This window comes from Streptomyces sp. NBC_01446 (genome assembly GCF_026340095.1).
In the GTDB taxonomy this organism is placed as follows: domain Bacteria; phylum Actinomycetota; class Actinomycetes; order Streptomycetales; family Streptomycetaceae; genus Streptomyces; species Streptomyces aureus.
This window is the reverse complement of record NZ_JAPEPO010000001.1, coordinates 1882624-1908753: the sequence shown is the minus strand read 5'-3', so window position 1 is coordinate 1908753 and position 26130 is coordinate 1882624. Positions and strand designations below refer to the sequence as shown.

The 26130-nt window shown below is 71.5% G+C and carries 20 protein-coding genes; 15 read left to right on the top strand and 5 right to left on the bottom strand.

Translation table 11 applies throughout. The annotated features are described in order from the left end of the window. Window positions 1–12: 12 nt before the first annotated feature. Entirely contained in the window at window positions 13–999 is a 987-nt protein-coding gene (locus OG456_RS08495) for a DUF4349 domain-containing protein (RefSeq protein ID WP_266558768.1), read from the bottom strand. A 154-nt stretch (window positions 1000–1153) separates the two neighbouring features. On the opposite strand from OG456_RS08495, the gene hemG reads away from it, so the two are divergent. Then, window positions 1154–2620 (top strand): protoporphyrinogen oxidase, encoded by a 1467-nt coding sequence (gene hemG, locus OG456_RS08490; protein ID WP_266558766.1) that lies wholly within the window; start codon window positions 1154–1156, stop codon window positions 2618–2620. Window positions 2621–2624: 4 nt separating this feature from the next. Then, window positions 2625–3344: a hydrogen peroxide-dependent heme synthase gene (hemQ, locus tag OG456_RS08485; RefSeq protein WP_116508688.1), complete on the top strand. Its 720-nt coding sequence runs from the start codon at window positions 2625–2627 to the stop codon at window positions 3342–3344. Between the two features lie 81 nt (window positions 3345–3425). Here hemQ and OG456_RS08480 read toward each other — a convergent pair whose 3' ends face one another. The 4 genes from OG456_RS08480 to OG456_RS08465 all read right to left on the bottom strand — a co-directional run bounded on the left by OG456_RS08480 (window position 3426) and on the right by OG456_RS08465 (window position 8242). Next, window positions 3426–5018 (bottom strand): alpha/beta hydrolase, encoded by a 1593-nt coding sequence (locus OG456_RS08480; protein WP_266558765.1) that lies wholly within the window; start codon window positions 5016–5018, stop codon window positions 3426–3428. A 150-nt stretch (window positions 5019–5168) separates the two neighbouring features. Next, on the bottom strand, window positions 5169–5939 hold the full coding sequence (locus OG456_RS08475; protein WP_266558763.1) for a TIGR04222 domain-containing membrane protein: 771 nt from the start codon (window positions 5937–5939) through the stop codon (window positions 5169–5171). A 112-nt stretch (window positions 5940–6051) separates the two neighbouring features. Continuing rightward, entirely contained in the window at window positions 6052–6795 is a 744-nt protein-coding gene (locus OG456_RS08470; RefSeq protein ID WP_266558761.1) for a DUF4142 domain-containing protein, read from the bottom strand. 103 nt (window positions 6796–6898) lie between these two features. Next, window positions 6899–8242 carry a DUF692 domain-containing protein gene (locus OG456_RS08465; RefSeq protein ID WP_266558759.1) on the bottom strand — a complete coding sequence of 448 codons (1344 nt, stop codon included), beginning with the start codon at window positions 8240–8242 and terminating at the stop codon, window positions 6899–6901. A 644-nt stretch (window positions 8243–8886) separates the two neighbouring features. On the opposite strand from OG456_RS08465, the gene OG456_RS08460 reads away from it, so the two are divergent. From OG456_RS08460 to OG456_RS08400, 13 genes are all read left to right on the top strand, one after another. Next, window positions 8887–10752, top strand: coding sequence for a phage tail sheath subtilisin-like domain-containing protein (locus OG456_RS08460; protein WP_266558757.1), 1866 nt, complete (start codon window positions 8887–8889; stop codon window positions 10750–10752). A 34-nt stretch (window positions 10753–10786) separates the two neighbouring features. Then, entirely contained in the window at window positions 10787–11311 is a 525-nt protein-coding gene (locus tag OG456_RS08455) for a phage tail protein (protein WP_100591276.1), read from the top strand. Window positions 11312–11444: 133 nt separating this feature from the next. Continuing rightward, window positions 11445–12173, top strand: coding sequence for a hypothetical protein (locus OG456_RS08450; RefSeq protein ID WP_266558754.1), 729 nt, complete (start codon window positions 11445–11447; stop codon window positions 12171–12173). Then, window positions 12166–12888: a hypothetical protein gene (locus tag OG456_RS08445; protein WP_266558750.1), complete on the top strand. Its 723-nt coding sequence runs from the start codon at window positions 12166–12168 to the stop codon at window positions 12886–12888. Before OG456_RS08450 ends, OG456_RS08445 begins: the two co-directional genes overlap by 8 nt. A 60-nt stretch (window positions 12889–12948) precedes the next feature. After that, the gene (locus OG456_RS08440; protein ID WP_266558747.1) at window positions 12949–13779 is read left to right on the top strand and encodes a DUF4255 domain-containing protein; all 831 of its coding nucleotides are present in this window, start codon (window positions 12949–12951) and stop codon (window positions 13777–13779) included. Between the two features lie 33 nt (window positions 13780–13812). Next, window positions 13813–15774 (top strand): ATP-binding protein, encoded by a 1962-nt coding sequence (locus tag OG456_RS08435; protein WP_266569123.1) that lies wholly within the window; start codon window positions 13813–13815, stop codon window positions 15772–15774. Continuing rightward, window positions 15765–16085: a hypothetical protein gene (locus tag OG456_RS08430; protein WP_266558745.1), complete on the top strand. Its 321-nt coding sequence runs from the start codon at window positions 15765–15767 to the stop codon at window positions 16083–16085. The genes OG456_RS08435 and OG456_RS08430 overlap by 10 nt, the downstream gene beginning before the upstream one ends. Further along, window positions 16082–22723, top strand: coding sequence for a DUF4157 domain-containing protein (locus OG456_RS08425; protein WP_266558743.1), 6642 nt, complete (start codon window positions 16082–16084; stop codon window positions 22721–22723). Before OG456_RS08430 ends, OG456_RS08425 begins: the two co-directional genes overlap by 4 nt. Before the next feature lie 88 nt (window positions 22724–22811). After that, a complete protein-coding gene (locus OG456_RS08420) occupies window positions 22812–23366 on the top strand; it encodes a HEAT repeat domain-containing protein (protein ID WP_266558741.1) in 555 nt (184 codons plus the stop codon). Beyond that, a complete protein-coding gene (locus OG456_RS08415; protein WP_266558739.1) occupies window positions 23363–24049 on the top strand; it encodes a hypothetical protein in 687 nt (228 codons plus the stop codon). Before OG456_RS08420 ends, OG456_RS08415 begins: the two co-directional genes overlap by 4 nt. 12 nt (window positions 24050–24061) lie before the next feature. Beyond that, window positions 24062–24421 carry a hypothetical protein gene (locus OG456_RS08410; protein ID WP_266558737.1) on the top strand — a complete coding sequence of 120 codons (360 nt, stop codon included), beginning with the start codon at window positions 24062–24064 and terminating at the stop codon, window positions 24419–24421. Next, complete coding sequence (locus OG456_RS08405; RefSeq protein ID WP_266558735.1) at window positions 24414–25553, top strand: hypothetical protein; 1140 nt, start codon at window positions 24414–24416, stop codon at window positions 25551–25553. The genes OG456_RS08410 and OG456_RS08405 overlap by 8 nt, the downstream gene beginning before the upstream one ends. 36 nt (window positions 25554–25589) lie before the next feature. Further along, a complete protein-coding gene (locus OG456_RS08400) occupies window positions 25590–26126 on the top strand; it encodes a phage baseplate assembly protein V (protein WP_266558733.1) in 537 nt (178 codons plus the stop codon). Window positions 26127–26130: the final 4 nt, after the last annotated feature.

Here is a 26130-nt window from a genome sequence, read left to right as displayed (position 1 = left end):
TCCGCGCCCCCGTCACTCGTCCTCCCCCCGCTCCCCGGCCGACGGATGCGCGGGCAGCGGGCCGAGCGCCGTCGTCAGCGGCTGTGCGGCGGCGGTGGTCCTGCGCGGCAGCCGCGGCCGCACGAGACGCAGCCACACGAAGATCAGCAGACCGCCCACCACGGCGAACGGCAGCACCGCGCCGACGGCCACCGCGACCCAGCGCAGCATCGTCACGAACGCGCCCCAGCCACCCGCGACCGCGTCGGTGAACCCCGGGTCCTCGTCCTTGTGCCCCGCCGGATTCACCGGGGTCTCGGTCAGCGACAGCGTGATCGTCGCCAGGCTCGTCCGGTCCTTGAGGGACGCCTGCTGCGCGAGCAGGGCTTCCAGATCGGACTCGCGGGTGCTCAGCTCCCCTTCCAGGGCGACGACATCACTCAGCTTCGTCGCCTTGTCCATCAGCTCGCGGACCCGCGCCACGCTTGCCCGCTGCGACTTGACGCGGCTGTCGACGTCGACGACCTGGTCGGTGACGTCCTGCGCCTTCTTGTTCCGCTCGATGAGTCTGCCCGTGCCCGCGAGATCGCCGAGGACCTGCTCGTAGCGCTCCTGCGGGACGCGCAGGACGACACGGGAGCGCTCATGTCCCCTGCCGTCGCGGTCGGTCGTCTCGTCGCCGACCATGCCGCCCGCGTCCTCGGCCGCCGTGCGCGCCTTGTCGAGCGCCTGCGGGACGTCCTTGACCTGCACGGTGAGCGTCGCCGTGCGGATGATGTGGACGCCGGTCAGCTTGGGCGGCTCGCGCCGGGACGACTTCGCGTCCGACTGTCCCCCGCCCGCCTCCTTCGCGGCGCCCCGGTCCGCGGCGGCCGCCTCCCCACCGTCGGCCTTGCTCGCCTCCCCGGTGTCCGAGGCGTTGGCGCTGCACCCCGTCAGCGCCAGCGCCGCCACGAGCAGGACGGCGCCGGCCGCCCGTATGCCGCGGCGCCCCGGCCGCTTTCCTGTGGTGCCTGACATCCGCATCTACGTACCCCCGGAGGTTGAGTGGGACGGCCGGCCCAAGGACAGGCCCTGGCCGCCTCCTTTGACGGTTCGGCCGCCCCTTTCGGTGGTTGCCGGGCGGTCCCGATGCGGTCACGGTCGGGACTCGGCGGTCTGAGACAGTGGGGGCATGCGCGAAGCGGACACAGGCACGGGAACGGGACAGGCACCCAGGGCGGTCGTCATCGGCGGTGGCATCGCGGGGCTCGCCGCGGCCCACCGGCTGCTCGCGGCCGGCGCGCAGGTCACCGTTCTGGAGGCGTCGGGCCGCCTCGGCGGCAAGCTGCGCGCCGGGGAGATCGCGGGTGTACGGGTCGACCTCGGCGCCGAGTCGATGCTCGCCCGGCGCCCCGAGGCGGTCGACCTCGCCCGTGAGGTGGGGCTCGCGGACCGGCTTCAGCCGCCGGGTACGGCCACGGCCTCGCTCTGGACCAGGGGCGCGCTGCGCCCGATGCCCAAGGGCCATGTGATGGGCGTCCCCGGTACGGCCGCCGCGCTTTCCGGAGTCCTGTCCGACAAGGGCCTGGCCCGCATCGAGCAGGACCGCGACCTGCCCGCCACCGAGTTCGGCGACGACGTCGCCGTCGGCGCGTACGTCGCCGAGCGCCTCGGCCGCGAGGTCGTCGACCGGCTCGTGGAGCCGCTGCTCGGCGGCGTCTACGCGGGCGACGCGTACCGCATCTCGATGCGCAGCGCCGTCCCCCAGCTCTTCGAGGAGGCCCGCGGCCACCGCTCCCTGACCGAGGCCGTACGCGCGATCCAGGAGCGTGCGGCGCGGAACCAGCAGACCGGGCCCGTCTTCATGGGCATCGAGGGCGGCGTCGGACAGCTCCCGCTCGCCGTCGCCGATTCGGTGCGCGCGCGGGGCGGCGAGATCCTCCTCGACAGCCCCGCCCACGGCCTGCGCCGCACCCTCGACGGCTGGGAGGTCCTGGTCGACGACCGCGTCATCGAGGCCGACGCCGTCGTCCTAGCCGTGCCCGCGCAGAAGGCCGCCGGGCTCCTCGACACCGAGTCGCCGGCTGCCGCGGCAGAGCTGCGCACCGTCGAGTACGCGTCGATGGCCCTGATCACCCTCGCGTTCCGGCGCGACGAGGCGAACCTGCCCGAGGGCTCCGGCTTCCTCGTGCCGCCGGTCGACGGCCACACGATCAAGGCGTCCACGTTCGCCTCGAACAAGTGGGGCTGGATCGCGGCCGAGGACCCCGGCCTGGTCGTCGTCCGCACTTCCGTGGGCCGGTACCAGGACGAGAAGGACCTCGCGCGCGACGACGACGGGCTCATCGAGGTGTCGCGCCACGACCTGCGGGAGGCCACCGGCCTGAGCGCCACGCCCGTCGCCACGCGCGTCACGCGCTGGCACGAGGGCCTGCCCCAGTACCCCGTCGGCCACCACGCGCGCGTGGCCCGCATCCGCGGCCACGTCGCCAAGATCCCCGGAATCGCCGTGTGCGGGGCGGCGTACGACGGCGTCGGCATCCCGGCCTGCATCGCGAGCGCCTACGCCGCCGTCGACCAGCTGGACGGCGACCTGACCGGGGTGGAGGAGCTCACCGCGCACCCGGTGCAGAGTCTGCACGGCGGCGCGGGAGAATAGCCTCATGAGTGACGACGCCCCCGCCAAGATCCCGAACGCAGGCAAGAAGGCCAAGGACCTCAACGAGGTCATCCGCTACACCCTGTGGTCCGTCTTCAAGCTCCGAGACGTCCTCCCCGAGGACCGGGCCGGCTACGCCGACGAGGTCCAGGAGCTCTTCGACCAGCTCGCCGCGAAGGACGTGACGGTCCGCGGTACGTACGACGTGTCCGGTCTGCGCGCCGACGCCGACGTCATGATCTGGTGGCACGCGGAGACCGCGGACCAGCTCCAGGAGGCGTACAACCTCTTCCGCCGTACGAAGCTGGGGCGCGCCCTCGAGCCGGTCTGGTCGAACATGGCGCTGCACCGGCCCGCCGAGTTCAACCGCTCGCACATCCCGGCGTTCCTCGCCGACGAGACGCCGCGCAACTACGTGAGCGTGTACCCGTTCGTGCGCTCCTACGACTGGTACCTGCTGCCCGACGAGGACCGCCGCCGCATGCTCGCGGACCACGGCAAGATGGCCCGCGGCTACCCGGACGTCCGCGCCAACACCGTCGCCTCGTTCTCGCTGGGCGACTACGAGTGGCTCCTCGCCTTCGAGGCCGACGAGCTGTACCGCATCGTCGACCTGATGCGTCACCTGCGCGCCTCCGAGGCCCGTATGCACGTCCGCGAGGAGGTCCCGTTCTACACGGGCCGCCGCAAGAGCGTCGCCGAACTCGTCGCGGGTCTCGCGTAGTTCAGGCAGTTCCCGGGTCCGTACGCGAAGGGGCCGACCGGTCGTCGAACCGGTCGGCCCCTTCGCGCGTCGTGCCCGCCGTCAGTCCACGGCGAGCGGCGCCGGTTCGGGGTGCGGGGCGCAGGCAGCGGCGCGGGTCACCGGGATCCGCCCCTCCATCAGATACGCGTCGAGGTGGCTGTTGACGCACTTGTTGGGGCCGGCGGCGATGCCGTGGGTGCCCGCGCCGCGCTCCGTGACCAGGACCGACCCCGGAAGCCTGCGCCACAGCTCACGGGCGCCCTCGTAGGGGGTGGCCGCGTCCCGTTCGGCGGCCAGGATCAGTGTCGGGGGCAGCGCGCCGGGCGCGGTCCGTACGTCGACGGGACGCCGGCGCGGGGCGGGCCAGTACGCGCAGGGCAGGTTCATCCAGGCGTTGTCCCACGTCTCGAACGGGGCGCGGCGCGCCAGCTGGGTGTTGTCGCGGTCCCAGACGCGGAAGTCGGTGGGCCACGCCGCGTCGTTGCACTCGACGGCCGTGTAGACGGCCGTGCTGTTCTCGTTCCCGGCGGCCGCCGCGGCCCGCGGCGCGGCCTGCTCGGCGAGCGGCTTCGGATTGCCCTTCAGATACTCCGACAGCGCGCTCGCCCGCATCGCCCAGTAGTCGTCGTAGTACCCGGCCTGGAGATACGCGGACTGGAGCTGGCCGGGGCCGACGGTGCCGCCCGCGGGTTCGCTCGCGAGCCGCGCCCGGACCTTCTCGTAGCTCTGCTGCACATCGGCGGCGGTGGCGCCCAGGTGGTAGGTCTTGTTGTGCTTGGCCACCCATTTCCGGAAGTCCGCCCAGCGCCGCTCGAAGGCCACCGACTGGACGAGGTTGTTGGTGTACCAGATCTGCTTCGGGTCCGGGTTCACCGCCGAGTCGAAGACCATGCGGCGCACATGCGTGGGGAAGAGCGTCGCGTACACGGCCCCGAAGTACGTGCCGTACGACGACCCCATGAAGTTCAGCTTCTGCTCCCCGAGCCCGGCGCGCAGCACGTCCAGGTCGCGGGCGTTGTTGAGCGTCGTGTAGTGCCGCAGCGCGTCCCCGGCGTTCTTCGCGCACCCCTGGGCGTACGCCTTGGCCTGCGCGATCCGCTCCAGCTTGTACGAGGCGGAGGGCTGGGTCGGCGCCTGCGTGGGGGCCTTCGCGAACCGCTTGGGGTTCTCGCAGGACAGCGGGGCCGAGCGGCCCACCCCGCGCGGGGCGTAGCCGACGAGGTCGTACGCGGAGGCGATGCGCCTCCACTCCGGCATCGGCCCGACGAGCGGGAAGTACATGCCGGACGCGCCGGGGCCGCCGGGGTTGAAGACGAGGGAGCCCTGCCTGCGGACCGGCCTGCCGCCCTTCGGCGCCGTCGTGCCGGTGGCCTTCACACGGCTGACGGTCAGTCTGATCTGCTTGCCGGCGGGGTGGGCGTAGTCGAGGGGGACGGAGACGGTGCCGCACTTGATGTAGGCCGGGAGGTGCTCCGCGGCGGCGCAGGCGCCGAAGGTGATTCCGGTGGCCGCGGCGCGGGCGGCGGCCACAGCCGTGCCGCGCAGTTCGGCCCTGTCGGGCGGGGCCTGGGTGTCGGCGCGGCCGGGGGCGGCGACGAGGGCGGTCAGGACCAGGGATCCGGCGGCCGCGTAGACGGCGGGGGCTGCTCTCATCGCTCTTGTGGGTCCCTTTCGTCCGGCCCTCGTACGGCCGTTTCGCGCGGCCTTTCGGGGCTGTCACCCGCCTGCCGGGAGCAGACGCGAACAAAGGGGATACTTCGTGCGGCAGTTGACGAAGTAAAGCACCGGCCTGCCGGTGTCGGCTCAATGACCCCGTTGCGCCGTCCCGAAGGCCTCGCGCAGGGCCGGGTCGGACACCGCGCGGACGCCGTGCACGGCGACGGCGGTCAGCAGCGCGGCCTCCCCGACCCCGTCACGTACGCCCTTCGGCAGGGCGCCGAGCAGCCGCTGTCCGGTGGGGGAGGCCCAGCGCGTGTAGGGGTGGACCTCGAAGCGGGCGATCGCCAGACACGACAGCGTCAGGACGAGGGGCAGCGCGAACCACGCGGCGACCAGCACGCCGTCGCCCGGTTCCCCGCCCGGCATCGTGAGCGACACTCCGGCCAGGACCACGACGGCGAGGGCTGCGGCCCGCACCTGGCGGACCGCGCCCGCGACGCCGCCGCGCGCGCCGTCCGGCACGGCGAGGCCCGCCGCGACGAGCCGGTCGGCCAGCGCCCGTACCGCGTCAGCGGCCGCCGTCGCCCGGCGCACCGCCCCTATCCGGGACTGCCCTTCCGGCCCGATGGCGCCGATCACCGAGCGCTCGATGTCGTCGCCGCCGACCGGGTCGACCACGGTGGCCCAGCCGGTGTGCGCGAGCAGCAGCCGCCGGCTGCGCGCCATCGAGACGAGGGTCAGATCGGCGACCCGGAACGGGCCGCCCGACAGGAACGCGGCCTCGTACAGCGTCAGCTCGTGCGCCCCGCCTCCGGCGGGCTCGCTGTGCGCGGCGTGCGCGGCGGCGAGGCAGAGACGCGCGCAGGACAGAAAGGCCGCGGCGCAGGCCATGAGCAGGAACAGAAGCCAGAACATGGCGTTTTTCTATGCCACCTCTTCGGGTGGCGCCACGGGTTGTTCACCATATGGACAGAGCGTTGTCCGTATGTGACGTTCCGTTTTCCTCACCTCACCTCCCCTTGTCGTGTCAGGGCTTGGGCCGGGAGGCCGCCGGGGGCAGCGGGAAGGAGGGGGACGGGGAGAGGGGCGTCGGGGGTACGGGCGACGCCACGGGGCCCGGCGGGGCGGGGGAGCGGGTCTCCGGTGGCGTACTCGCGCCGGCGGCGTCCCGAGCGAGGGCGTCGAAGTCGACCAGGCCCGTGGACTCCAGGACCTTGATGTGATCGAGGACGGTCTTGTTCGCGTCGTCCGCCAGGTCCCGTACGAGCGAGTTGCGTGTCGTCGCGCGGACCTGGGCGACCAGTGAGAAGACCTTCCCGTGGGCCCGGCGCAGGATGTTGGTGAACTTCCGCTCGTAGTCGTCGCCGCGCGCCGCGCTCAGCTCGGACAGCCAGTGCTGCTGCTGGCTGTTGGGCTGGTTAGGGAGTTCGAGGCCGAGCCGCGCGGCGACCTCGCGCACGCGCGCGTCCAGGAAGGTGTGCCCCTCGACGAGGTGCTCACCCGCGGTCCGCACCCCCGTGCTGGTCCCTCTCGCCTCGGCCTGCTGGCCCGCGGGCAGCTCCCACAGCCCCGCGAGCCGCACCTTCGTGACGAACTCGCGGTCCAGAGCCGACAGGGGGCCGAATCTGGTCGACACGGTCCCCTCGTCGAGCAGGTCCACGCCCGTGCCGGAGCGGTCGGCGTACGACCAGACCGGGAACACGAGAGCGGCGAGCGTGGTGACGAGCCCGGCGACGATGAGTCCGGTGCCGTTGACGAATCGGGTGCGCATGGTGCCTCCTGGTGCGGCACCGCACGCTAGTCCGCCTCGCGGACGCGGGCTCGGGTAACCCCGGGAATACGTCAACTGCGGTACGAGCGCGGGGTGGTGGCGCTCAGGCCGACCGGAGAGCCGGACGGCCCCGGTGCAGGGCGGACCGCGCCGCGCGCACCAAGCGTGCCCCCGGGTGTGCGGCCGGCGGGGTGGGCCCCGACCGCTCCCGCCACCACCGCTCCAGCTCCCGCCGTGCCCCGGCGTCCCCGGGTCCGCCGGAGTCGAGCAGATGCTCGGCGAAGTCGAGGGCGTCCCGGCGGTAGCCGCCCGTCATGGGCCGGCACTGCGCGTACGACAGGAACGCCGGGCGGTACGCGGCCGCGCCGAGGATCTCCGGCAGTTCGGGTGCCACCTTCGCCACGACGTCTGCCCGCTTGGCGCACAGTGCCCGGCTCTGGACCTTGAGCCGCACCCGGTCGAACCCCTCCGGTGCGGGGGTCCCCGCGACGAGGGCGGACAGGAGCGCGGCCTGCGCGAGCGCGAGCCGCTGACGGACGGGGTCGGTGTCCTGCGGAGCGCCGGTGTCCCGCGAGGCCGTGTCCGAGGAGGGCCGCACGGTGCGCCCCTCGGCGGGCGCGGTCGCCAACGTCCGCCTGATCTCGTCGAGTTCACGCTCCAGCTCCTGCGGGGCCGGGAAGTTCTCGTCGCGCTCCAGGAGGACTCCGGGGGGCGAGACCCGGGACGCCAGGTCGGCGAGGATGTCGAGGACGGGGCGCGGTACGGGGTGCGCGTGGCTGTCGTGCCACACGCCGTCGCGCTCGAAGCCGCCCGCCACATGCACGTACGCGATGGCCTCGACCGGCAGTTCACCGAGAGCCTTCGCCGGGTCCTCGCCGCGGTTGACGTGGTTCGTGTGCAGGTTCGCCACGTCGATCAGCAGGTGGACGCCGGTGCGCTCCACCAGTTCGTAAAGGAACTGGCCCTCCGTCATCTCCTCGCCGGGCCAAGAGAACAGGGCCGCGATGTTCTCCACGGCGAGAGGGACGGGCAGTGCGTCCTGGGCGATGCGGATGTTCTCGCAGAGCACGTCGAGGGCGTCCCTCGTGCGCGGGACCGGCAGCAGATGGCCGGCCTCCAGCGGCTGCGACGCGGTGAGCGCGCCGCCCGCCCGTACGAACGCGATGTGCTCGGTGACGAGCGGGGAACCGAGGGCCTCGGCGCGGGCCGCGAGGTCGGCGAGCCTGCCCTCGTCGGGCCGGTCGGCGCCGCCGAGGCCGAGCGAGACGCCGTGCGGCACGACGGTGACGCCGCGCTCGCGCAGCCGCAGCAGGGAGTCGGGGACGTGCCCGGTGCACACGTTCTCCGCGACGGCCTCGACCCAGTCGATGCCGGGCATCGCCTCCACGGCCTCCGCGATCTCCGGACGCCAGCCGATGCCCGTACCCAGACGCTCGATCCGCTGCATGGTTCCCCTCCTCCACCCCGGCCGTGTGCCGTGCGATGCCGGTGTCATGACCCCGGCGGACACCACCGAACCCAGGAGGGGGGACGTTCAGAGGTTCATTTGAGGTTCCGCTCGGCGCCGGCGCGCAGGGCCGGGCGCTCGGCGCCGCGGCCGCCCCGGTGGAATCGGCCACAGCGCTCTTCGTGCGTCTCCGTAAGGCGCAAGGGCAGGAGAGCCGTGCGAACTGGTGCGGAGCCACGTCGCCGCCAGAATTGTGAGGTACGTCAGGACATGGGCTCCCTTCCCCTGCACCATCCGCTGTGTGGGATTCGTGAACCACCTGCTCCGACACGTGCGCATCGTGTGTAGGTCGCACAGGCACCTCTTCATCGAACCGACTTTCGGGCTGGCGTAAACATGCCTTGCTCCCGCAACCCCCAACTCCCCAAGGTGGGTGAGCACTTGAGCATCAGGAGTCACAAGCATGCGTGCTTGACCCGGGCGGCCGCCCGTCCGGGGCATCGACGGGGGAAGCTGATACGAGGTGTGCGGACCGGCGCGGCATGACGCGTCCGGAGACCGCCGCGCGCCGCCCTTTGCCACACCTCCCCCTCTGCCGCCTCTTGGTGCCTTTCACCGGTGCCCGAGAAGGGATAGGAGGGGGAATGCCGACGAATGCCGTGAGCGCCGCGAGGCCGACTTACCCGGGCGTCTACGTCGAAGAACTTCCCAGCAGCACCCGCGCCGTCTCCGCCGTGACCACTTCGGTGACCGCGTTCGTGGGACACACCCGGCGCGGCCCGCTGAACGAGCCGGTGCGCGTCACCGGATTCACCGAGTTCGAGCGGCGCTTCGGAGGGCTGAGCGCGCAGAGCCCGCTCGCCTACGCGGTGCACCAGTTCTTCGGCAACGGCGGCTCCGTCGCCGTGATCGTCCGGGTCGCCAGGGCGGGCAGCGGAAAGACCGCCTGCGTCGTCCTGGAGTCCACCGACGGCCGCAGCGAGAGCCATGTCCTCGAGGTCCACGCCAAGGAACCCGGCGTGTGGGGCAACAGTCTGCGGGTCGCCGTCGACTACGACACGACGTGCCCCGACGAGACCTTCAACCTGCGGGTCCACGACGCCAGGGGCGACGCCCGCGAGAGCTTCACCGGCCTGTCCATGGACGCCGGCAGCGGAACCTACGCGCCCACCGTGATCAACGCCGGTTCGCGCCTCGTCCGCGTGGACGCCGTGGGCGAGGGACGCCCCGACCCGTCCGGCACCGTCTCCAAGCCGTTCGGTCGCGAACTGCCCGACCTGGCCGTCGACGTGACGGTGAAGATCGGTGACGTGGAGCGCGAGTTCAAGCTCTACGACGCCGACTGCGACGGCGAAGCCCCGTCCTCCGTGGCCGAGTTGGCGCTGCTTCTGGAACGCAAGCTGCGGGCACTGCCCGACGCGCCGGGCCGCCACGCCTTCGCCGGAGTCGAGGTCACCGCGTTCGGCCGGCGCGTCCAGGTCGTCGCGGGCTCCACCGACCCCGAGGACGTCGTCCGCTTCCTGGGTCAGTGCGCCAACGACCTGGGCCTGGAGGCCTCGGTCAACCCTCCGGTGTTCCCGCTGGAGGGCGGCGAGGACGGCGAGGCCCCCGGCCCGCGCGACCTCATCGGCTCCGAGGCCGACAAGACCGGCGTCCAGGCGCTGCGCGGGGTGGCCGACGTCAACCTGCTCTCGCTGCCGGAGCTGGCGTCGTACGAGAAGACCGAGGACGCGCTCACCGTCGTGTCCGCCGCTCAGCGGCTGTGCGAGGAGCGGCGGATCTTCCTGCTGGTCGACGCGCCCGCGACCTGGGTGAGCGTGGACTCGGCGCGGGCGGGCCTGTCGGCCTTCGACGCCGTGCGCGGCAACCACTCGGGCCTGTACTTCCCGCACCTGCAGCTCACCGACCCGCTCACCGGGCGGCTGCGCGCCTTCCCGCCGTCCGGCGCGGTCGCCGGCGTCATCGCGCGCACCGACTCCGAGCGCGGTGTCTGGAAGGCACCGGCCGGTACGGAGGCGCAGCTCGTCGGAGTGCGCTCCCTGACCGTCGATCTGACGGACCGCGAGACAGGGCTGCTCAACCCGCTCGGTGTGAACTGCCTGCGCACCTTCCCGCTGGCCGGCCCGCTGGTGTGGGGAGCGCGCACGCTGGAGGGCTCCGACGCCCTCGACAGCGCGTGGAAGTACGTGCCCGTGCGGCGGCTCGCGCTGCATGTGGAGGAGAGCCTCCAACGCGGGTTGCAGTGGGTCGTGTTCGAGCCCAACGACGAGAGCCTGTGGCAGCAGATCCGGCTGTCCGCCTCCTCGTACCTGCACACGCTCTTCCGCCAGGGCGCCTTCAAGGGCAGCACCCCGCGGGAGGCGTACTTCGTCAAGTGCGACAGCGAGACCACGACGGACGAGGACGTGGCGAACGGGATCGTCAACGTGCTCGTCGGCATCGCACCGGTCCGTCCGGCCGAGTTCGTGGTCGTCAAGATCCAGCAGACGTCCGGGCAGTTCGCTCTCTAGCGGCCCGGGATCCAGGGAGAGCTGAAGGAAATCGATGGCTGAGTTCACGGTCAACGCCCATCGCTTCGACCCGTACAAGAACTTCAAGTTCCTGGTCCTGTGGGACGGACGTACGGTCGCCGGCATCAGCAAGATCAGTCCGCTGAAGCGGACCACGGAGGTCGTCAAGCACCGCCACGGCGGCGACCCCTCCTCCCCGCGCAAGTCGCCGGGCCGCTCGGAGTTCGAGGGCATCACCCTCGAACGCGGGGTGACCCACGACCCCGAGTTCGACCGCTGGGCCAACAAGGTCTGGCAGGTCGGCGCGGGCCTCGGCTCGGAGGTGTCCCTCGCGGACTTCCGCAAGGACCTCGTCATCCAGGTCCTCAACGAGGCGGGCCAGGTCGCCGTCTCGCACAAGCTGTACCGGACCTGGCCCAGCGAGTACCAGGTCCTCGGCGAACTGGACGCCAACGCCAACGCGGTGGCCATCCAGTCGCTGAAGCTCGAGTGCGAGGGCTGGGAGCGGGACTACGAGGTGCCCGAGCCGGAGGAGCCCTCGTTCCTCAACCCGGCCTGAGCGCTCCGCCGGAAGTGCCGCGATGGGTCGTCGTTCGTCTGCGGCTTCGTCGTGGCTGGTCGCGCAGTTCTCCGCGCCCCAAGGGGGCTGCCGAACCGCCGCGACCTGCTTGGTCGAGGGAATCGGGGTGGGCATGGTGATCACCGGGGCGGCTGAACTGCTGGCTGCCTGGGAGGCGGGTCTCGGCGAGGCTCCGGTCGGGCGTGCGCTTCTGCTGCACCGCACGGCACGACCGGACGTCGGGGCGGAACGGCTGCCGGCACTGCCGGTGGGCGAGCGCGAGGCGGACCTGTTCGCGTTGCGCCGGGCGCTGTTCGGCGAGCGGATGCAGGTGCGCCTGGCGTGCGGGGCGTGCGGGGAGGACATGGAGTTCGACCTGGACGCCGGAGAGCTCGCCGGGTCCCTGGGCGGGCGCGGCGAGACGGCCGTGCGGGTGCAACAGGACGGCTGGGACGTCGAGTTCAGGCTGCCCGGCGTCGCCGACCTGACGGCGGCGACCCGGGCGGCGGACCCGCGTTCGGCACTGCTCGCGCGGTGCCTGGTCTCGGCGGTGCGCGACGGGACGGCGGTGACGGCGGGGGAGTTGCCCGCGCCGGTGCAGCGCCGGATCGTCGAGGCCGTCGAGGCGGCCGACCCCGGCGCCGACCTGGCGCTCAACGTGGCCTGCCCCGAGTGCGGGCAGGCCACCCGGGCCGAGCTCGACATCGCCACCTACCTGTGGACCGAACTGGACGCCTGGGCACGGGACGTGCTGCTCGACGTCCATCTGCTCGCCACCGCCTACGGCTGGAGCGAGCCGGAGATCCTGGCGCTCAGCCCGACGCGGCGCCGCTACTACCTGGAGCTGTGTGCGGATGTCTGACTCCGAGGCCCCTGGGGGTTCGCCGGACTTCCTCGACCGGCTGCTCGCGCGGCACACCGCCTCGCGACAGGCCGCGGCGCGGGTACGGCCCCGGCTGCCCGGCCCGTTCGAGCGGGTCGAGGCGGTACGGGCCGCCGCACCGGCACCGGGCGAGGACGCGCTGCTGTGGCCCGCGGCCACGCCGCCGACCGTCCCGCTGCCGGATGTGCCGCCGCCGACGGTTGTGGCGGCACGGACGCACACGGAACGGGAGCGGACCGTCGTACACGCGGAGCGGGAGGCTGAGCCGCAGGGGCCGCGTCCGGCCGCTCCGGCCCGCGCCGAGGCGCCGTTGCCGCGTCCCGCCACCTTCGTCGCGCCGGCGCCGCGACCGCTGCCCGACACCGGGCGGCGTGCGGCGGTGCGCGCGGAGCGGGATCCGGCACAGACCGCGGTGTCCGTGCCCCTCCCCCCGGGCAGGGACGCCGCTCCCCACGCCGTGTCGGCGGCGCTGCCCCCCAGCGCCGCCGGCCCGGCGGCAACGCGCGACGCCGTACGGCAGGCCGCGGCCCGGCGACCCGCGCGCGCCACCGAGCAGGTGGTGCAGGTACAGATCGGGCGGCTCGAAGTGACGGCGGGCGAGGCGCCCGGCGCCGGACGGCCCCGGACGCCCGCCGCGGGGAGGGCCGGAGCCACCTTGAGCCTCACGGAATACCTGGCGCGGGGGCGCGAGTGAACCGCGGACACGGATCAGTACGACGACCAGCAGGCCGAGAGGAACCGAGGAACTGACGCCATGAGCAACGCACTTGCCCTCGCGCACGTCACCCAGGCCCTCGCCCTGCTGATCGAGTCCAACCTGGGTCCCGAGATCGACATGGCCGTCAAGGTCGAGCCGCGCAAGCCGCCGGCCGACCCGCCGACCGAGCCCACCATCTCCGTGTTCCTCTACCAGGTCACGCCCGACACCTCGCGGCGCAACAACGACCTGCCGACGCGTGCGGCCGACGGCACGCTGGTCAAGCGGCCCGTCGCGGCACTCGACCTGCACTTCCTGATCACCGCGTACGGCGACGAGACGGAGCTGGTCGGGCAGCGGCTGATCGGTTCCGTGGTGCGCGCGCTGCACGAGATACCGGTCCTGCCGAAGGACATCATCGAACTCGCCGGAGAACGCCCGTACCTGGCGGGCAGCGATCTCGCCGAGTCGGCGCAGCGCGTGCGGTTCACGCCGACGGTGATGGACGTCGACGAGACGTCGAAGCTGTGGGGGATGCTCTACCAGACGCCCTACACCCTGTCGGTGGTCTACCAGGCGGCCCTCGTCCTCATCGACGGCCGGGAGACTCCGGTGGCGGGCAAGCCGGTGGAGCGGCCGGAGGTACGGGTGCTGCCGTTCGGGGCGCCGGGCGCGCCGGTCCCTCCGCGGGCGGAGCCGACTCCTGATGTGACATCAAATGAGCCTTCTTCAGGCGACGTCGTGAAGCAGGAGACGGAACCCCCGGCCCGCCCGAGCGCCAAGAAGGCAGCCAGGACCCCCGCGAAGGCCGCGGCGAAATCCCCGGCCAAGGCCCCGGCACGCACGCGCAAGACAGCGCCCCGGGCGGCCAAGCCCGCACAGGAGTGACACGGCATGGAGACGACGGGGGCAGGTGAGGACATGGGGACGTACGAACAGAACGCGGCGGACGCCGACCCGGGCGGTACGACGCTGACCGCGGAGATCCGGCGCGTCCTGGCCCGCGTCGACGCGCATGCGGCACGGGTCACGCAGGGGAGCGGCGGTGTCCCCGGGGCCGAACTCGCCACCGCGCCCGGCGGCCCCGGCACCGCCCCGCTCGACGCCCTCGTCTCCTGCTTCAGCATCACGCCCTTCGAGCGCGACCTCGTACTTCTCACCGCCGCCGCCGAGTTGGAGCCCACGACCGCCGCCCGATGTGCCGCCGCCAGCGGTGACCCCGAACGGACGTACCCCACCTTCTCGCTCGCGCTGGCCGCGCTGGCCGAGCCGCACTGGAGTGCCCTGACGCCCGTGGCGCCGCTCAGGCGCTGGCGGATCGTCGAGCTGGACGACGAGTCGCGGCTGACGACCTCCCGGCTGCGCCTCGACGAGCGCATCCTGCATTTCCTGCTGGGCTCGCCTTATCTGGACGCACGACTGCACGGCCAGTTGCGCCGCACGCCGGCGCCTCAGGAGCTGACGCCGTCGTACGACCTGGCCGCGAGCCGGCTCGCCGAGGGCTGGGCGACGGCGGCGGACTCCGACGCGCCGCTCGTCGAGGTGACCGGCGGGGACCTGCGCGGCCGGGCCGACCTCGCCGCCGCGGCGGCCGCACGCTCGGGACTGGGGCTCTACTCGATGAGCGCCGAGGACGTGCCGTCCGACCCGGTCGAGCGCGACCGGCTCGCCCGGCTGTGGCAGCGTGAGGCGGTTCTGCTGCCCTCGGCGCTGCTCGTCGAGGTGGGTGAACTGGACCGCGACCAACGGGCGGCGACCGAGTCGTTCCTGGCCGGGGCCGCTGTACCGGTGGTGGTGTCGAGCGAGGATCCACTGCGCTCGGAACGGTCGTACGGGGCCCGGGTGGTCGTGCCGCGACTGGACGACGAGGAGCAACTCGGACTGTGGGCCGCCGCGTTCGAGGGGGTGGATCTGGACGAGAGCGAACTGCGGTCCCTGGTCGCCCAGTTCCAGCTGCCGCCGCACGTCGTGCGCTCGGCGGCCGCCGCTGTACACCGCCGGCTGCCGCACGAGGACGAGCTGGACGCCGCCGAACTCGCCTGGCGCGCCGGGCTCGACGAGGCGCGGATCGGCATGGACGAGCTGGGGCGGCGGATCGCGCCGCAGGCCGGCTGGGACGACCTGGTGCTGCACGAGCGGCAGACGAGCGTGCTGCGCGAGATCGTGGCGCATGTGCGACAGCGGGCAACCGTGCACCAGGAGTGGGGGTTTGCGGCCACCCTGCGCCGCGGCCTCGGCGTGACCGCGATGTTCGCTGGAGGCTCCGGCACCGGCAAGACGCTGGCCGCCGAGGTCATGGCGAAGGAACTCGGCCTCGACCTGTTCGTCATCGATCTGTCGCAGGTGGTCAGCAAGTACATAGGCGAGACCGAGAAGAACCTCCGCCGGGTCTTCGACGCCGCCGAACGCGGCGGCGCGCTGCTCCTGTTCGACGAGGCCGACGCGCTGTTCGGCAAGCGCAGCGAGGTCAAGGACAGCCACGACCGGTACGCCAACCTCGAGGTCAGCTATCTGCTGATGCGGATGGAGGCCTACCGGGGTCTGGCCATCCTCACCACCAACATGAAGAACGCCCTCGACACGGCCTTCCTGCGGCGCATCCGCTTCGTCGTCGACTTCCCCTTCCCGGCCGAGCACGAGCGCGCCGAGATCTGGCGCCGCGTGCTGCCGCCGCAGGCCCCGGTGAAGGGCATCGACGCGTCGCTGCTCGCCCAGCTCACCGTCGCCGGCGGCTCGATCCGCAACATCGCCCTGTCCGGGGCCTTCCTGGCCGCCGAAGAGGGCGACCGGCTGCAGATGCGGCACATGCTCGCCGCCGCCCGCACCGAGTACCTGAAGCTGGAGCGCTCGCTGACGCCCACGGAGGTGCGCGGATGGGTGTGAATTTCCCACGCGACCACTCGCGCGACCACTCGCGGGACCGGGAGCCCTCGGCGATCCGTGTGGAGATCGGGGAGCTGGTACTCGACGGCTTCCGGGCGGATCCGGAGCGCGTCTCGGCCGCGTTCGAGAGCGAACTGACCCGGCTGGTACGGCTGCACGGCGTACCCCTGGCGGCGGACGGCCCCCTCGCGGTCGACGCGCTGTCCGGGCTGCCGCCCCTGCCCGCCGGACTGTCCGCGCGACGCCTCGGGCAGGAGCTGGCGCGGGCCGTGCACGAGGGGCTGAGCGGTCACGGGGAGGTGAGCCGGTGAGCTCCCGGACCCAGGACGCCCGTGCGGAGCAGGCCGCCGAGCAGCGGCGCCGTCAGCGCAAGGAGCGGGCCGCGAAGTCCCGCGCGCCCGAGCCGAAGAACATCGTCAGCGGCGCCGGACAACCCCTCGACCCGGGTCTGCGACGGGAGCTGGAGGAGCAGCTCGGTCACGATCTCGGTCGGATACGGCTGCACACCGGCCGGGACGCCGGGCAGCTGACCGAGCTGCTCGGGGCGGACGCGGTCGCGGTCGGCCAGGACGTCTTCTTCCGCGAGGGCGCCTACCGGCCCGGCACCGACGAGGGCCGCCGGCTGCTGACCCACGAGCTGCAGCACACGGTGCAGAACCCGCACGGCCTCGGCGCGCTGCGGGCCGGCCGCGAGCTCGGCGCCGTGAGCCTGCCGCAGCAGGCCATCGAGCGGGAGGCGGAGGCGGCTGCCCAGGCGGTCGTACAGCCGGGAGCCCTGGAGCAGACCCCGCAGGTCGAGGAGGGCCAGGCCACCCCGGGCTGGCTGCGCTACGCCACCGTCGACGCCGACCGGATGCGCGCCGAGGCCGTCGACCCGGCGACCCTCGTGGACCGGCTCGCGGGCAACGTGCTGCGCTCCCTGCGCGGCGACCCGACCGACGCCTCCGGCCGGGTACGGCTCCAACTGGCCCGCATGTCAGAGGAGTTGGAGGACGCGGTCGTCGACCGGCTGGAGAACCGGCTGCTCACCCCCGAGTACGACCGGCTCCTGGAGATCGCGGACCAGGCCCGCCCCGGTCCCGTCGAACTCCAGCCCGCCGAGACGCCGTTGCCCGAGACCGACCTCTTCGAGGCGCTCGGCGTCGAACGCACCCAGTGGCAAAAGAAGCAGGAGTCCGACCGCCGGTCCGGCGACCGGCGCGCCGATGACACCCGCGAGGAACAGCAGAACGCCAAGACCCGCGACGAGAAGAGCAGCAGTAACCGCAGCCGGGTCCGCTCGGACGCCGCCACCGAGGAGCAGGACTCCGACCGGCGCACGGAGCAGGAGGACGAGCGCAACGCCTCCCGGCAGCAGGCCAAGGAAGAGCAGCAGCAGACGGACGAGCAGGCGGCCGGCGACCGCGAGCGCACCGACCAGGCCGCCGACCAACATGCCCAGGGACAGCAGGCGGGCACGGAGCAGGCCAAGGAGGAGCGCAAGGAGCAGCGCGACCGCGAGGAGGCCGACCCGCGGCAGGCGAGCGCGCCGGGGACCGACAAGCGCAAGGAGCGGGACGACCAGACCCAGCCGGGCGCCGGGTCGAAGAGCGAGGAACCGGACCCGAAGCAGAAGGCCCAGCCCGGTCCCGTACGCCCGGAGAAGGCCGACGAGCGTGCCGAGCAGCCCGACTCCGCGCTGTCCGAGCACGGGCTCAACGAGAAGGACGAGGACGGCGGCCCCGAGGCCGAACCGCGGGAAGAGGAAAGGCCGCTGGGCCTCGAAGCGGGCGCCGACCAGGAGGTCGCGGGCGGCGAGGACGAGGGCGGCCGGGCGCCGGGTGCGGAGCAGGAACCCGCGATCAAGCCGGAGGACTACCTGCCGGAGGCCGACCTCGACCTGTCCGCCGTACCGACCGCGGACAAGCTCGCACCGGGCGCCGCCGAACCCTCGCTGCCCTCCTTCCCGGCCCCGCCGCCGACGAAGGCCGAGAAGATCGAGCAGGAGCGGGAGAAGCGGGACCAGGAGGCGGACGAGGACGCCGCCGGGCCGGAGCAGAGGGCGCCGGGCCAGGACGAGGGACCCGTCGAGGGCGAGGCCCCGCAGCCCGAGAACGGGCCCGCCGCGCAGGCCCAGGACCGCGGCACCAAGGACCTCCAGGAGACCGACAAGCCGCTCGACCAGGAGGTCGGCCAGGACCCCGCGACCCAGGACAAGGAACAGCCCGAGGCCGAGGCCGAGAAGCCCGACCCGGAGCAGCAGCAGGAGAAGGAGCAGAACAAGGAGCCGGAGTCCGCCGAGGGAGACCGGACCGACGACGACGAGAAGCCGGACGCCGAGGACGCGGAGGCGGAGAAGAGCGAGCAGCGGGAGCGTACGGCTGCGGAGTCCCGTACGACCGCGGGATCCCCGTCGGCCGCCGCGCCCACCGTGGTGAGCCCGGTGGCGGCGGCTGTGTCCAAGCCCGCGGGCGCGCAGACCCCCAAGACCCCGGTCGAGGACCGCGACCCCTCGCCCGCCGCCCGGCGCGGTGCCGAACCGCCCCGGTCCGAGCGCGAGGCGCCGCAGGCCAAGAGCCAGGTACCCAAGGAGAGCGGGCCCGGCGCCGCGCCGCGCGGACCCGTGGGTGCCGCCGAGAGGACCGGACCGACGACCGCTGCCGGACCCGGTGCCGCACCGTCCGTCACTCAGGCGGCGGTGAGCCCGGCCGCCGAGCAGAGCGACGGGCCCGGCCAGACCGCTTCCGACACGGACGCGCCCCGGCCCGAGGCGTCCCTGGAGAAGGACGGCGGTGGCTGCGCGCCGCCCGCACCCGCACCCGAGAAGGACGAGGGCGGGCAGGGCGGTTGCGGGGGCGGCGGTGGCGAGGCCGCGCCCGAACAGAAGCAGGAGGACCCGCCGGACGTCTCGGGGCAGGACCCCAAGGCCGCTGTGCAGACAGTGAGCAGGCTGGCGCCCGACCAGGCGGCCGCCGCCATGCCCGGAGTCGACAGGGCCGCGGACAGGAAGATCGGCGAGGAACAGCAGCGGCTCGACGCGGCCCCGCCGACGCGCGAACGTCCCTCTGGGGCGCCGCAGACGCGTTCGGCGCCGCCCGAGGCCGCACCCGAGGCGGCTCAGGTCACCGGCAAGGTGGAACGGATCGGCCCGGAGGACCAGGGCGACAAGCAGAAGGCCAAGGGCGGTGACAAGGCCGAGGGCAAGGAGGCCACCGCCGACGTTCCGCCGCCGGCGGCCCCCGCCGTGCCCGACAAGGGGCTCAGCGAGGCCGAGGCGAAGAACGTCGAGGCGGCGGCCGACGCGGTCCCGACGACCGACCCGGAGCTGGAGAACAAGACGGTGGGCCCGGCGCCCAAGATCCGTCTCGAAGGCGCCAGCGACCCCACCCGCACCGACGACCAGGCCAAGGCGCTCAAGGACAAGCAGTCCGACCTGCAGACGACGGGCCGCGAGGACGCGGCCAAGCCGCTCGGCGAGGACCAGATCTTCCCGAACGCCCCCGCGGAACAGCTCCGCGGCAAGGCCTCCGGCGGCGCGGGCGGCGGCAAGGCGGGCGCGCTGGAGGCCACTCCCGCGCCGAAGGCCGGCGTCGGCGCCGTCGCCAAGCAGGAGAAGGGCACCGAGATCACCGGTGGCGCCGGCAAGGCGCAGGGCGACCTCGATGCCAAGGACAAGGAGCACCAGCAGAGCGAGCAGCAGGCCAAGCAGGACAAACAGACCGAGATCAACAGCGAGGTCGAGCGCAACACCGCGCAGCAGACCGCGGAACGCGGCCGGGTCGCCCAGGAGACGCGGAAGCAGCGCGAGGACTGGCGGGGCGAGCAGGACAAGAAGGTCGAGGACGCGGACAAGCAGTCCGACGACGAGCACGGCAAGAAGAACAAGGAGATCGTCAAGGCCCGCGACGACAAGGACAAGGAGGTCGGCGAGCGCAAGGACAAGGACAACGCCTCGATCGACACCGAGCGCGAGAACGCCGAGAAGGAGGCCCAGAAGAAGAAGGAGGAGAAGAAGAAGCCCTCCGGAGGCCTGTTCGGCTGGATCGCCGACAAGGTCGCCGACTTCTTCAAGGGCCTGCTCGCCGCCGTCACCGCGGTCTTCGACGCCGCCCGCAAGGCCGTCAACGGGATCATCGACCAGTTCAAGGAGTGGGCCAACCAGGCCATCGAGTTCGTACGCGATCTGGCGATCAAGGCGATCAACGCACTCGCCGACGTCCTGATAGCGATAGGCGACAAGCTGCTGGCGGCCTTCCCCGAACTCCGGGACCGCTTCCGCAAGGCGATCGAGGGCCTGCGGGACGCGGCGATCGCGAAGGTCAACCAGCTGGCGGACAGCCTGAAGAAGGCGGTCAACGCGCTGCTGGACGCCCTTGCCGCCGGCCTGAACAAACTGCTTGACGTCCTGGAGGCGGGCGTAAAGGCGGTCATCAAGGCCTACCAGGCGATCATCGTGGGCGCGATCAAGTTCGCGCAGGCGGCGATCGAGGCGCTGGGGAAGTTCGCGGCGCTGGTCGCCGACATCGCGCCCGACCCGGGCGGCTGGATCTCCAAGGCGGGCAGCTCGGCCAAGACCGGCATCACCGACCACCTCTGGGGCGCCATCAAGGTGGCGGTGAAGGGCTGGTTCGACACGAAGGTCGAGGGCATCCTCGGCCTGGGTAAAGCGGTGATCGACGTCCTGGTAAAGGGCTGCGTGTCGATCAAACAGATCGGCAAGATGGCCTGGGACGCGATCATCGCCTCGCTCCCGATGATGATCGCGACGCTGGTCATCGAGAAGGTCGTGTCGATGATCGTCCCGGCGGCGGGCGCGATCCTCACGATCATCCAGGGCCTGATGGCGGCGTGGTCGACGGTCAGCTCGATCCTGTCGGCGTTCGGCAAGTTCTGGGCCTACCTGAAGGCGGTCAAGGCGGGCCCGGCGGCCTGCCTGTTCGCGGAGGCGGTCGCGGCGGGCGTCGTGGCCCTCCTGGACTTCATCACCAACTTCCTCCTACAGAAGCTGTCTTCAGCGACAAAGGGCGTCGGCAAGCGCCTCAAGGGCATGGCCCAGAAGATCATGGACGGCCTGAAGAAGGTCGGGGGCGGGGCGAAGAAGGCGGCGGGGGCGGCGGTCAATTCGGCTCGGGGGGCGATGCGGAGGGCGCGACAGCGGCTCGGCGAGCCGGGGATCGCCCGGAAGCCGAAGGGCGAGCCTTCGCCTGACCTGAAGTCTCCCGTGAAGTCCAAGGACGGAGCTTCGCCGAAGGCGCCCCCGAAGTCACCCCCGAAGACGGACCCTGCAGCCACCAAGCCGAAGGACACCAAGTCGGAGCCGGCGAACGGAAAGTCCTCGGCGGACAAGGACACCAAACCGCAGACGTCGACCAAGAAGGAGATCGAGGGCCCCAAGCCAACCAGGCCCAGGAAGCCCAAGTCTCCCGCTGCCAAGACCCTGGCGAAGGCCAAGGGGGCTGTGAAGTCAGCACTGAAGAAGGTCGGCAACGCGGCGAAGACACTCGGCCGGAAACTGAAGAAGTCGAAGGTCGGCAAGGCGCTCAAGAACGGCGCGTCGAAGCTGCGGAACCTCTTCAAGAAGAAGAAGGACCGACTGCGCGACCACAAGAGGGACAGGGCCAGTCAGAAGCGTCGGCAAGAGGACCAGAAGAAGCGGAAGAAGGAGCAGAACCACGACGAGCGGCTGGCCAAGGCGGTGGCGCGGATGCGCCCCATCCTCAAGGTCATGCTGCGCAAGGGAGTGCCACCGCGCATCCTCAACGCCACCCTCACGGCGATGCGGTCCTGGTACCGGCTGTCCCGCGTGGCGGCGAGTGCCGGACGGAAGTTCACCATTCAGGCGTGGGCGAGTCCGCCGCAGATCGTGGTTCCCGGAACGAGCGTCACGATCGAGCCCCGGGAAGCACTCGCGTTCATCCGAGAACTGTCGGCCGAGGTGCGGGGGAAGTCGGCCGCCAAGAAGGATCTCAGCAGTCCCGCGCAGGACACCCGCGACGAGGAGACCGGCAAGGTCACGAAGGTCACGGCCAACGAGGGATCGAGCTTCGGTGAGCTGACCTCGTACCTCGACGATCTGGAGACCGAAGGCGCGTTCCCTCGGTTCGGCGACGAGAAGGGAACCCGTGAGAAGCAGCGGAAGGATCCCGCCACCGGGAAGAAAGTGGGTACTGGGGAGCACGTGGAGTACGACATGCCCGGCAGTTGGGGGCTCGAGTTCGAGGGTGAGGGCGGCGGCGTCACCATGCATGAAATGGCCGGCGGCGTGAACACGGTGGCCCATATGCGCCAGGAAGGGCAAGTGCGCGGCGACGCTCCGCCTTACAGCAAGTTCGCGGCCCGGGAAGGCGTGCACGGATATGCCTACCTCGAGCAACTGGGCGGGGAGTACTTGAAGGCCTTCCGGGGGGACCGCCCTGGCCGTCAGGTGAGCGAGCTGGAGCGCAATAAGATGCGCACCTTGATGACCGTGACCGGATACAGCGAGAAGCGCAGGGATGAATCATCCAGGGTTTACTCTGCGATGCTCGCCAAGCTGCTGGCCCGGGGTGCCGCCAGGGGGGATTCAGCGCTGATCAAGAATGCGCTCGAAGCGTACCCCGTGGCTCCCCCAGGCGCTCAGAAGGCCATTCCGAGCAAGGATGCCTGGGTCGGTGGAAAGAGCAAGGAAGACCAGCTGAAGGAACTCGTCCAGCGCTACGAAGAGAAACTGGATGCCGCGAACACCAAGGACGAGCAGAAGGATCTCAGGAAGCAACGGGGTCAGGAAAAGCTGGGCATCGCAGGCGCGCCCAACCGCAAGAAACCTCTGATCGGAGGCGAGGACCTGGCTGAACGCGAGGCGAGGTACATCCAGATGTTCCTCAGCGGCTACACCTTCGACTTCAGCGACGACATGTCACCGGAGAAGGTCAAGCAAGACGTGTTCGAGAAGATCAGGCAGGAGATCCTGGACGCTCACGGACTGAACTAGAGCAAGAGGGCCGGCAAGGCCCTGGTCACCGGAAAGAGATAAGAGGGATCACATGCCGAATCATGCTCCGACACGCACCCGGCGCCTGGTGCTGAAGCAGCGTGACTGGGCAGCGGCCGAGGCCTTCGCCAAGCGGCACGGCTGGGCCGAGCAACCCACAGAGGACAGTGGCACCGGAAGAATGTCCAGAATCTGGGTGGTGGATGACGAAAACCACTTCCAGGTCACGCGAGATCGCGCCTCCGGGGAATTCACCTGCTTCTTCTACGGTACCGACCGTGAACGGCTGGGAGAATTGCTCGAGGAGGCGGAACGCGAGTTGGACATCTGGTCTTCGGCGGAACTCCTCGAGGGTCCCTACGAGGAGGCCGACCCGCGCCGCCTGGCCCAGTCCGTCTTCCGGCTCGGCCTGGGCGCTCCACCGATCCACTCGCCGGAATTCATGCCGCCGCTGGCTCACGCGATGGCACACGAACAGCCCATGGTGCGGGCCGCGGCCGCCCGAGCCACCGCGTACATGGAATGGCCCGAGCTTTTCCCCATCGTCAAGGTGATGGCCGAGAGCGACGCGGACGAACGCGTGCGGGCAGAAGCGGAGAAGATTGTGCACGTCTATCGTCGCGCGGGGCTGGGTGACGCATGACCCGCTACGCAGACATCCCCAAACCCATCCGCTCCGGCATAGTCGTCGTCGACCCCGACACCGGCACCCCCCAGCGCATCATCGTCCTCCAGTTCAACCCCGACACCCTGGAGCGCAGCATCGCCCCCCAGACCGCCGGCGACAGCGGGGACGGTGGCGGTGGAGGCAGCGGTGGGGGAGACAGAAACGAGGCCCTGCGCCTCAAGGGTCCCGCCGAGGAGACCTGGAAGTTCACCGCCGAGATCGATGCCACCGATCAGCTGGAGATCGCGGCGCCCGACGGGATTCACCCGCAGCTCGCGACCCTCGAAATGCTCGTGCAGCCCACCACCGCTCAGCTGCGCGCCGCCAGTCGGCTCGCGCAGAACGGGACCATTGAGATCAGTCCGATCGAGATGCCGTTGACGTTGTTCACGTGGGGCAGCAAGCGGGTCATGCCCGTGCGGCTCACCGAGCTTTCCGTCAATGAGTCCGCCTTCGACGTGAATCTCAATCCGATTCGGGCCTCGCTGAGCATCGGGATGAAGATCCTCACCGTAAGTGATCTGCCGGCCGGGCACCGCGGTGCCGATCTGTACATGGCCCACCTCGCGCAGAAGGAGCGGCTCGCCGCCGCCGCGCGCGGCGGGAGTCTCGGGGCCCTCGGGCTGCCGGGTGCCGACGTGCTGAGTGGAAGGGGTTGACGGGCCACCGTCATGGCTGACATCGAGTCCTACGAGAGTGCCCTGAGCGCGATACCCGGGGCCCATCCTTATCCGCGGAGCAGCCGGTACCACGACGCCGAGATCGGCATACACGTCCAGAAAGACGGGACCGAAGTCCGTTACGCCAAGCGCCGGTTACTGCCTCCGCTCGACGTGCAGGAGACGCAAGAGCATGTCGTGGGGTCAGGGGAGCGCCCTGATCTGCTCGCCCAGCAGTACTTCGGCGACCCCGGCCAGTGGTGGCGGATCGCCGACGCCAATCCCGTACTCGATCCACGGGAGCTGACGGACCAGGCCGGGGTCGGACGGGTCATCGACATCCCTGCGCCCGGAGGGCACCGGCGTGTCTGAGCAGCCCGTCGGGCAGGGTTCCGTCCACATCACGCTCCTCATGGGGCCGAAGCTCGCCCGGCCCGTGCCCGCCGAGGTGACCGAGGCCCTGCTGTCCGCCCAGATCACCGCCACCGCCGGCGAACGCAGCGGGTTCCAGCTGGCCTTCGATCTCACCAAGACCGGCGTCATCAACCAGCGGCTCCTGCCCGAGGGGTTCTTCGATCCCAAGACGCGGATCATCGTCACGGTCAGCGTCCGGGGTACCCCCGACGTGCTCTTCGACGGGCTCATCGTGCGGCAGGAGGTCGGTGCCAGCAACCAGCCCGGCCACTCCACCCTCACCGTCACCGGCGAGGATCTGACCCTGCTGATGGATCTGGAGGAGCGGACCGCCCGGTACCCCAACCTCCCGCCCTCCGAGCGGGTTCTGAGCATCCTGCGGCGCTACTCCGACTACGGCATCCGGCCCGACGTCTACGCCGAGAAGATCACCCAGCCCCCGCACCAGGACCTCCGCGTCCACTACCAGACCGGCACCGACCTCCAGTACGTCACCGATCTCGCCCGCGCCAACGGGTACACCTTCTACCTCGACCCCGGGCCCAACCCCGGCCAGTCCTCCGCCCGTTGGGGACCCGAGGTCCGCCTCGGCATCCGGCAGCACGCCCTCAACGTCAACATGGACGCCAATACCACCGTCGATCAGCTGACGTTCGCCTACGACGGGACCGCGCGGGAAGAGCCTCAGGCCCGGTGGCAGGATCCGGGGACCCGGCAGTCCACGCTCCTGCCCCAGCCGCCGATCAGCCCCTTGCGGCCGCCCCTCGGCCGCCGGCCCACCCCTGCCCTCAAGCGCAAGACCCTCTCCGGCACCGCCAAGCAGCAGCGCGAGCAGGCCGAGGCCGAACTCCTCGCCAGGGCTGCCGTGTCGGCGGATGTCGTCTCCGGGTCCGGGTCGCTCGACGTCAACCGGCACGGGTACATCCTGCAGCCCCGCCAACTGGTGGGCGTGCGCGGCTCCGGGCGGGCCTACGACGGCGACTACTACGTCAAGTCCGTCACGCACAACCTGCGGCCGGGGTCCTTCCAGCAGAACTTCACCCTCTCCAGGGAGGGGCTGGAGGCGCGCAGCGACTACGTCCGGCCGTAAGAGCACGAACGACCCACCGATCAGGAGTAGTTCAGCATGGCGGCACCCAACAACAGCTACCTCGGCAAGTTCCGCGGCCGGGTCGTGGACAACAACGATCCGCTGCGCATCGGCCGTATCACCGTCGAGGTCCCGGACGTCCTCGGTGACGAGGCGTCCACCTGGGCGCTTCCGTGCCTGCCGTTCACCGGGCCCGAGGCCGGGCAGTTCGTGGTGCCGCCGCCGGGCGCGGGCGTGTGGGTGGAGTTCGAGCAGGGGGACCCCAGCTTCCCCGTGTGGACCGGGTGTTGGTACGGCACGGCCGAGGAGCTGCCGCCCGACGCGCGGCGTGAACTGGCGGCGAACTCGCCCAGCAAGCCAGTCGTCGTACAGACACCGGCCGCGCACAAGCTCGTCATGAACGACACCGCCGGTGCCGAGCAGGGGATCCTGCTCCAGGCTCAGGGCGGCGCGTACATCCGCATCACCAGGGAGGCCGTGGTCATCGCGACCGGCGCAGGAGCCGAAGTCGTACTCCGCGGCAACGAAGTAACCATCAACGAGGGCCAGTTGACCGTGCTCTCGAAGCGATAGAAGA

Bases quoted from the DNA above. Each gene is read 5' to 3' on its own strand.
- OG456_RS08410 (WP_266558737.1), top strand. From the start codon at position 24,062: ATGGCTGACATCGAGTCCTACGAGAGTGCCCTGAGCGCGATACCCGGG.
- OG456_RS08435 (WP_266569123.1), top strand. From the start codon at position 13,813: ATGGGGACGTACGAACAGAACGCGGCGGACGCCGACCCGGGCGGTACG.
- OG456_RS08415 (WP_266558739.1), top strand. From the start codon at position 23,363: ATGACCCGCTACGCAGACATCCCCAAACCCATCCGCTCCGGCATAGTC.
- OG456_RS08445 (WP_266558750.1), top strand. From the start codon at position 12,166: ATGTCTGACTCCGAGGCCCCTGGGGGTTCGCCGGACTTCCTCGACCGG.
- hemG (WP_266558766.1), top strand. From the start codon at position 1,154: ATGCGCGAAGCGGACACAGGCACGGGAACGGGACAGGCACCCAGGGCG.
- OG456_RS08495 (WP_266558768.1), bottom strand. From the start codon at position 999: ATGTCAGGCACCACAGGAAAGCGGCCGGGGCGCCGCGGCATACGGGCG.
- OG456_RS08400 (WP_266558733.1), top strand. From the start codon at position 25,590: ATGGCGGCACCCAACAACAGCTACCTCGGCAAGTTCCGCGGCCGGGTC.
- hemQ (WP_116508688.1), top strand. From the start codon at position 2,625: ATGAGTGACGACGCCCCCGCCAAGATCCCGAACGCAGGCAAGAAGGCC.
- OG456_RS08470 (WP_266558761.1), bottom strand. From the start codon at position 6,795: ATGCGCACCCGATTCGTCAACGGCACCGGACTCATCGTCGCCGGGCTC.
- OG456_RS08430 (WP_266558745.1), top strand. From the start codon at position 15,765: ATGGGTGTGAATTTCCCACGCGACCACTCGCGCGACCACTCGCGGGAC.
- OG456_RS08475 (WP_266558763.1), bottom strand. From the start codon at position 5,939: ATGTTCTGGCTTCTGTTCCTGCTCATGGCCTGCGCCGCGGCCTTTCTG.
- OG456_RS08465 (WP_266558759.1), bottom strand. From the start codon at position 8,242: ATGCAGCGGATCGAGCGTCTGGGTACGGGCATCGGCTGGCGTCCGGAG.
- OG456_RS08480 (WP_266558765.1), bottom strand. From the start codon at position 5,018: ATGAGAGCAGCCCCCGCCGTCTACGCGGCCGCCGGATCCCTGGTCCTG.
- OG456_RS08460 (WP_266558757.1), top strand. From the start codon at position 8,887: ATGCCGACGAATGCCGTGAGCGCCGCGAGGCCGACTTACCCGGGCGTC.
- OG456_RS08455 (WP_100591276.1), top strand. From the start codon at position 10,787: ATGGCTGAGTTCACGGTCAACGCCCATCGCTTCGACCCGTACAAGAAC.
- OG456_RS08440 (WP_266558747.1), top strand. From the start codon at position 12,949: ATGAGCAACGCACTTGCCCTCGCGCACGTCACCCAGGCCCTCGCCCTG.
- OG456_RS08450 (WP_266558754.1), top strand. From the start codon at position 11,445: ATGGTGATCACCGGGGCGGCTGAACTGCTGGCTGCCTGGGAGGCGGGT.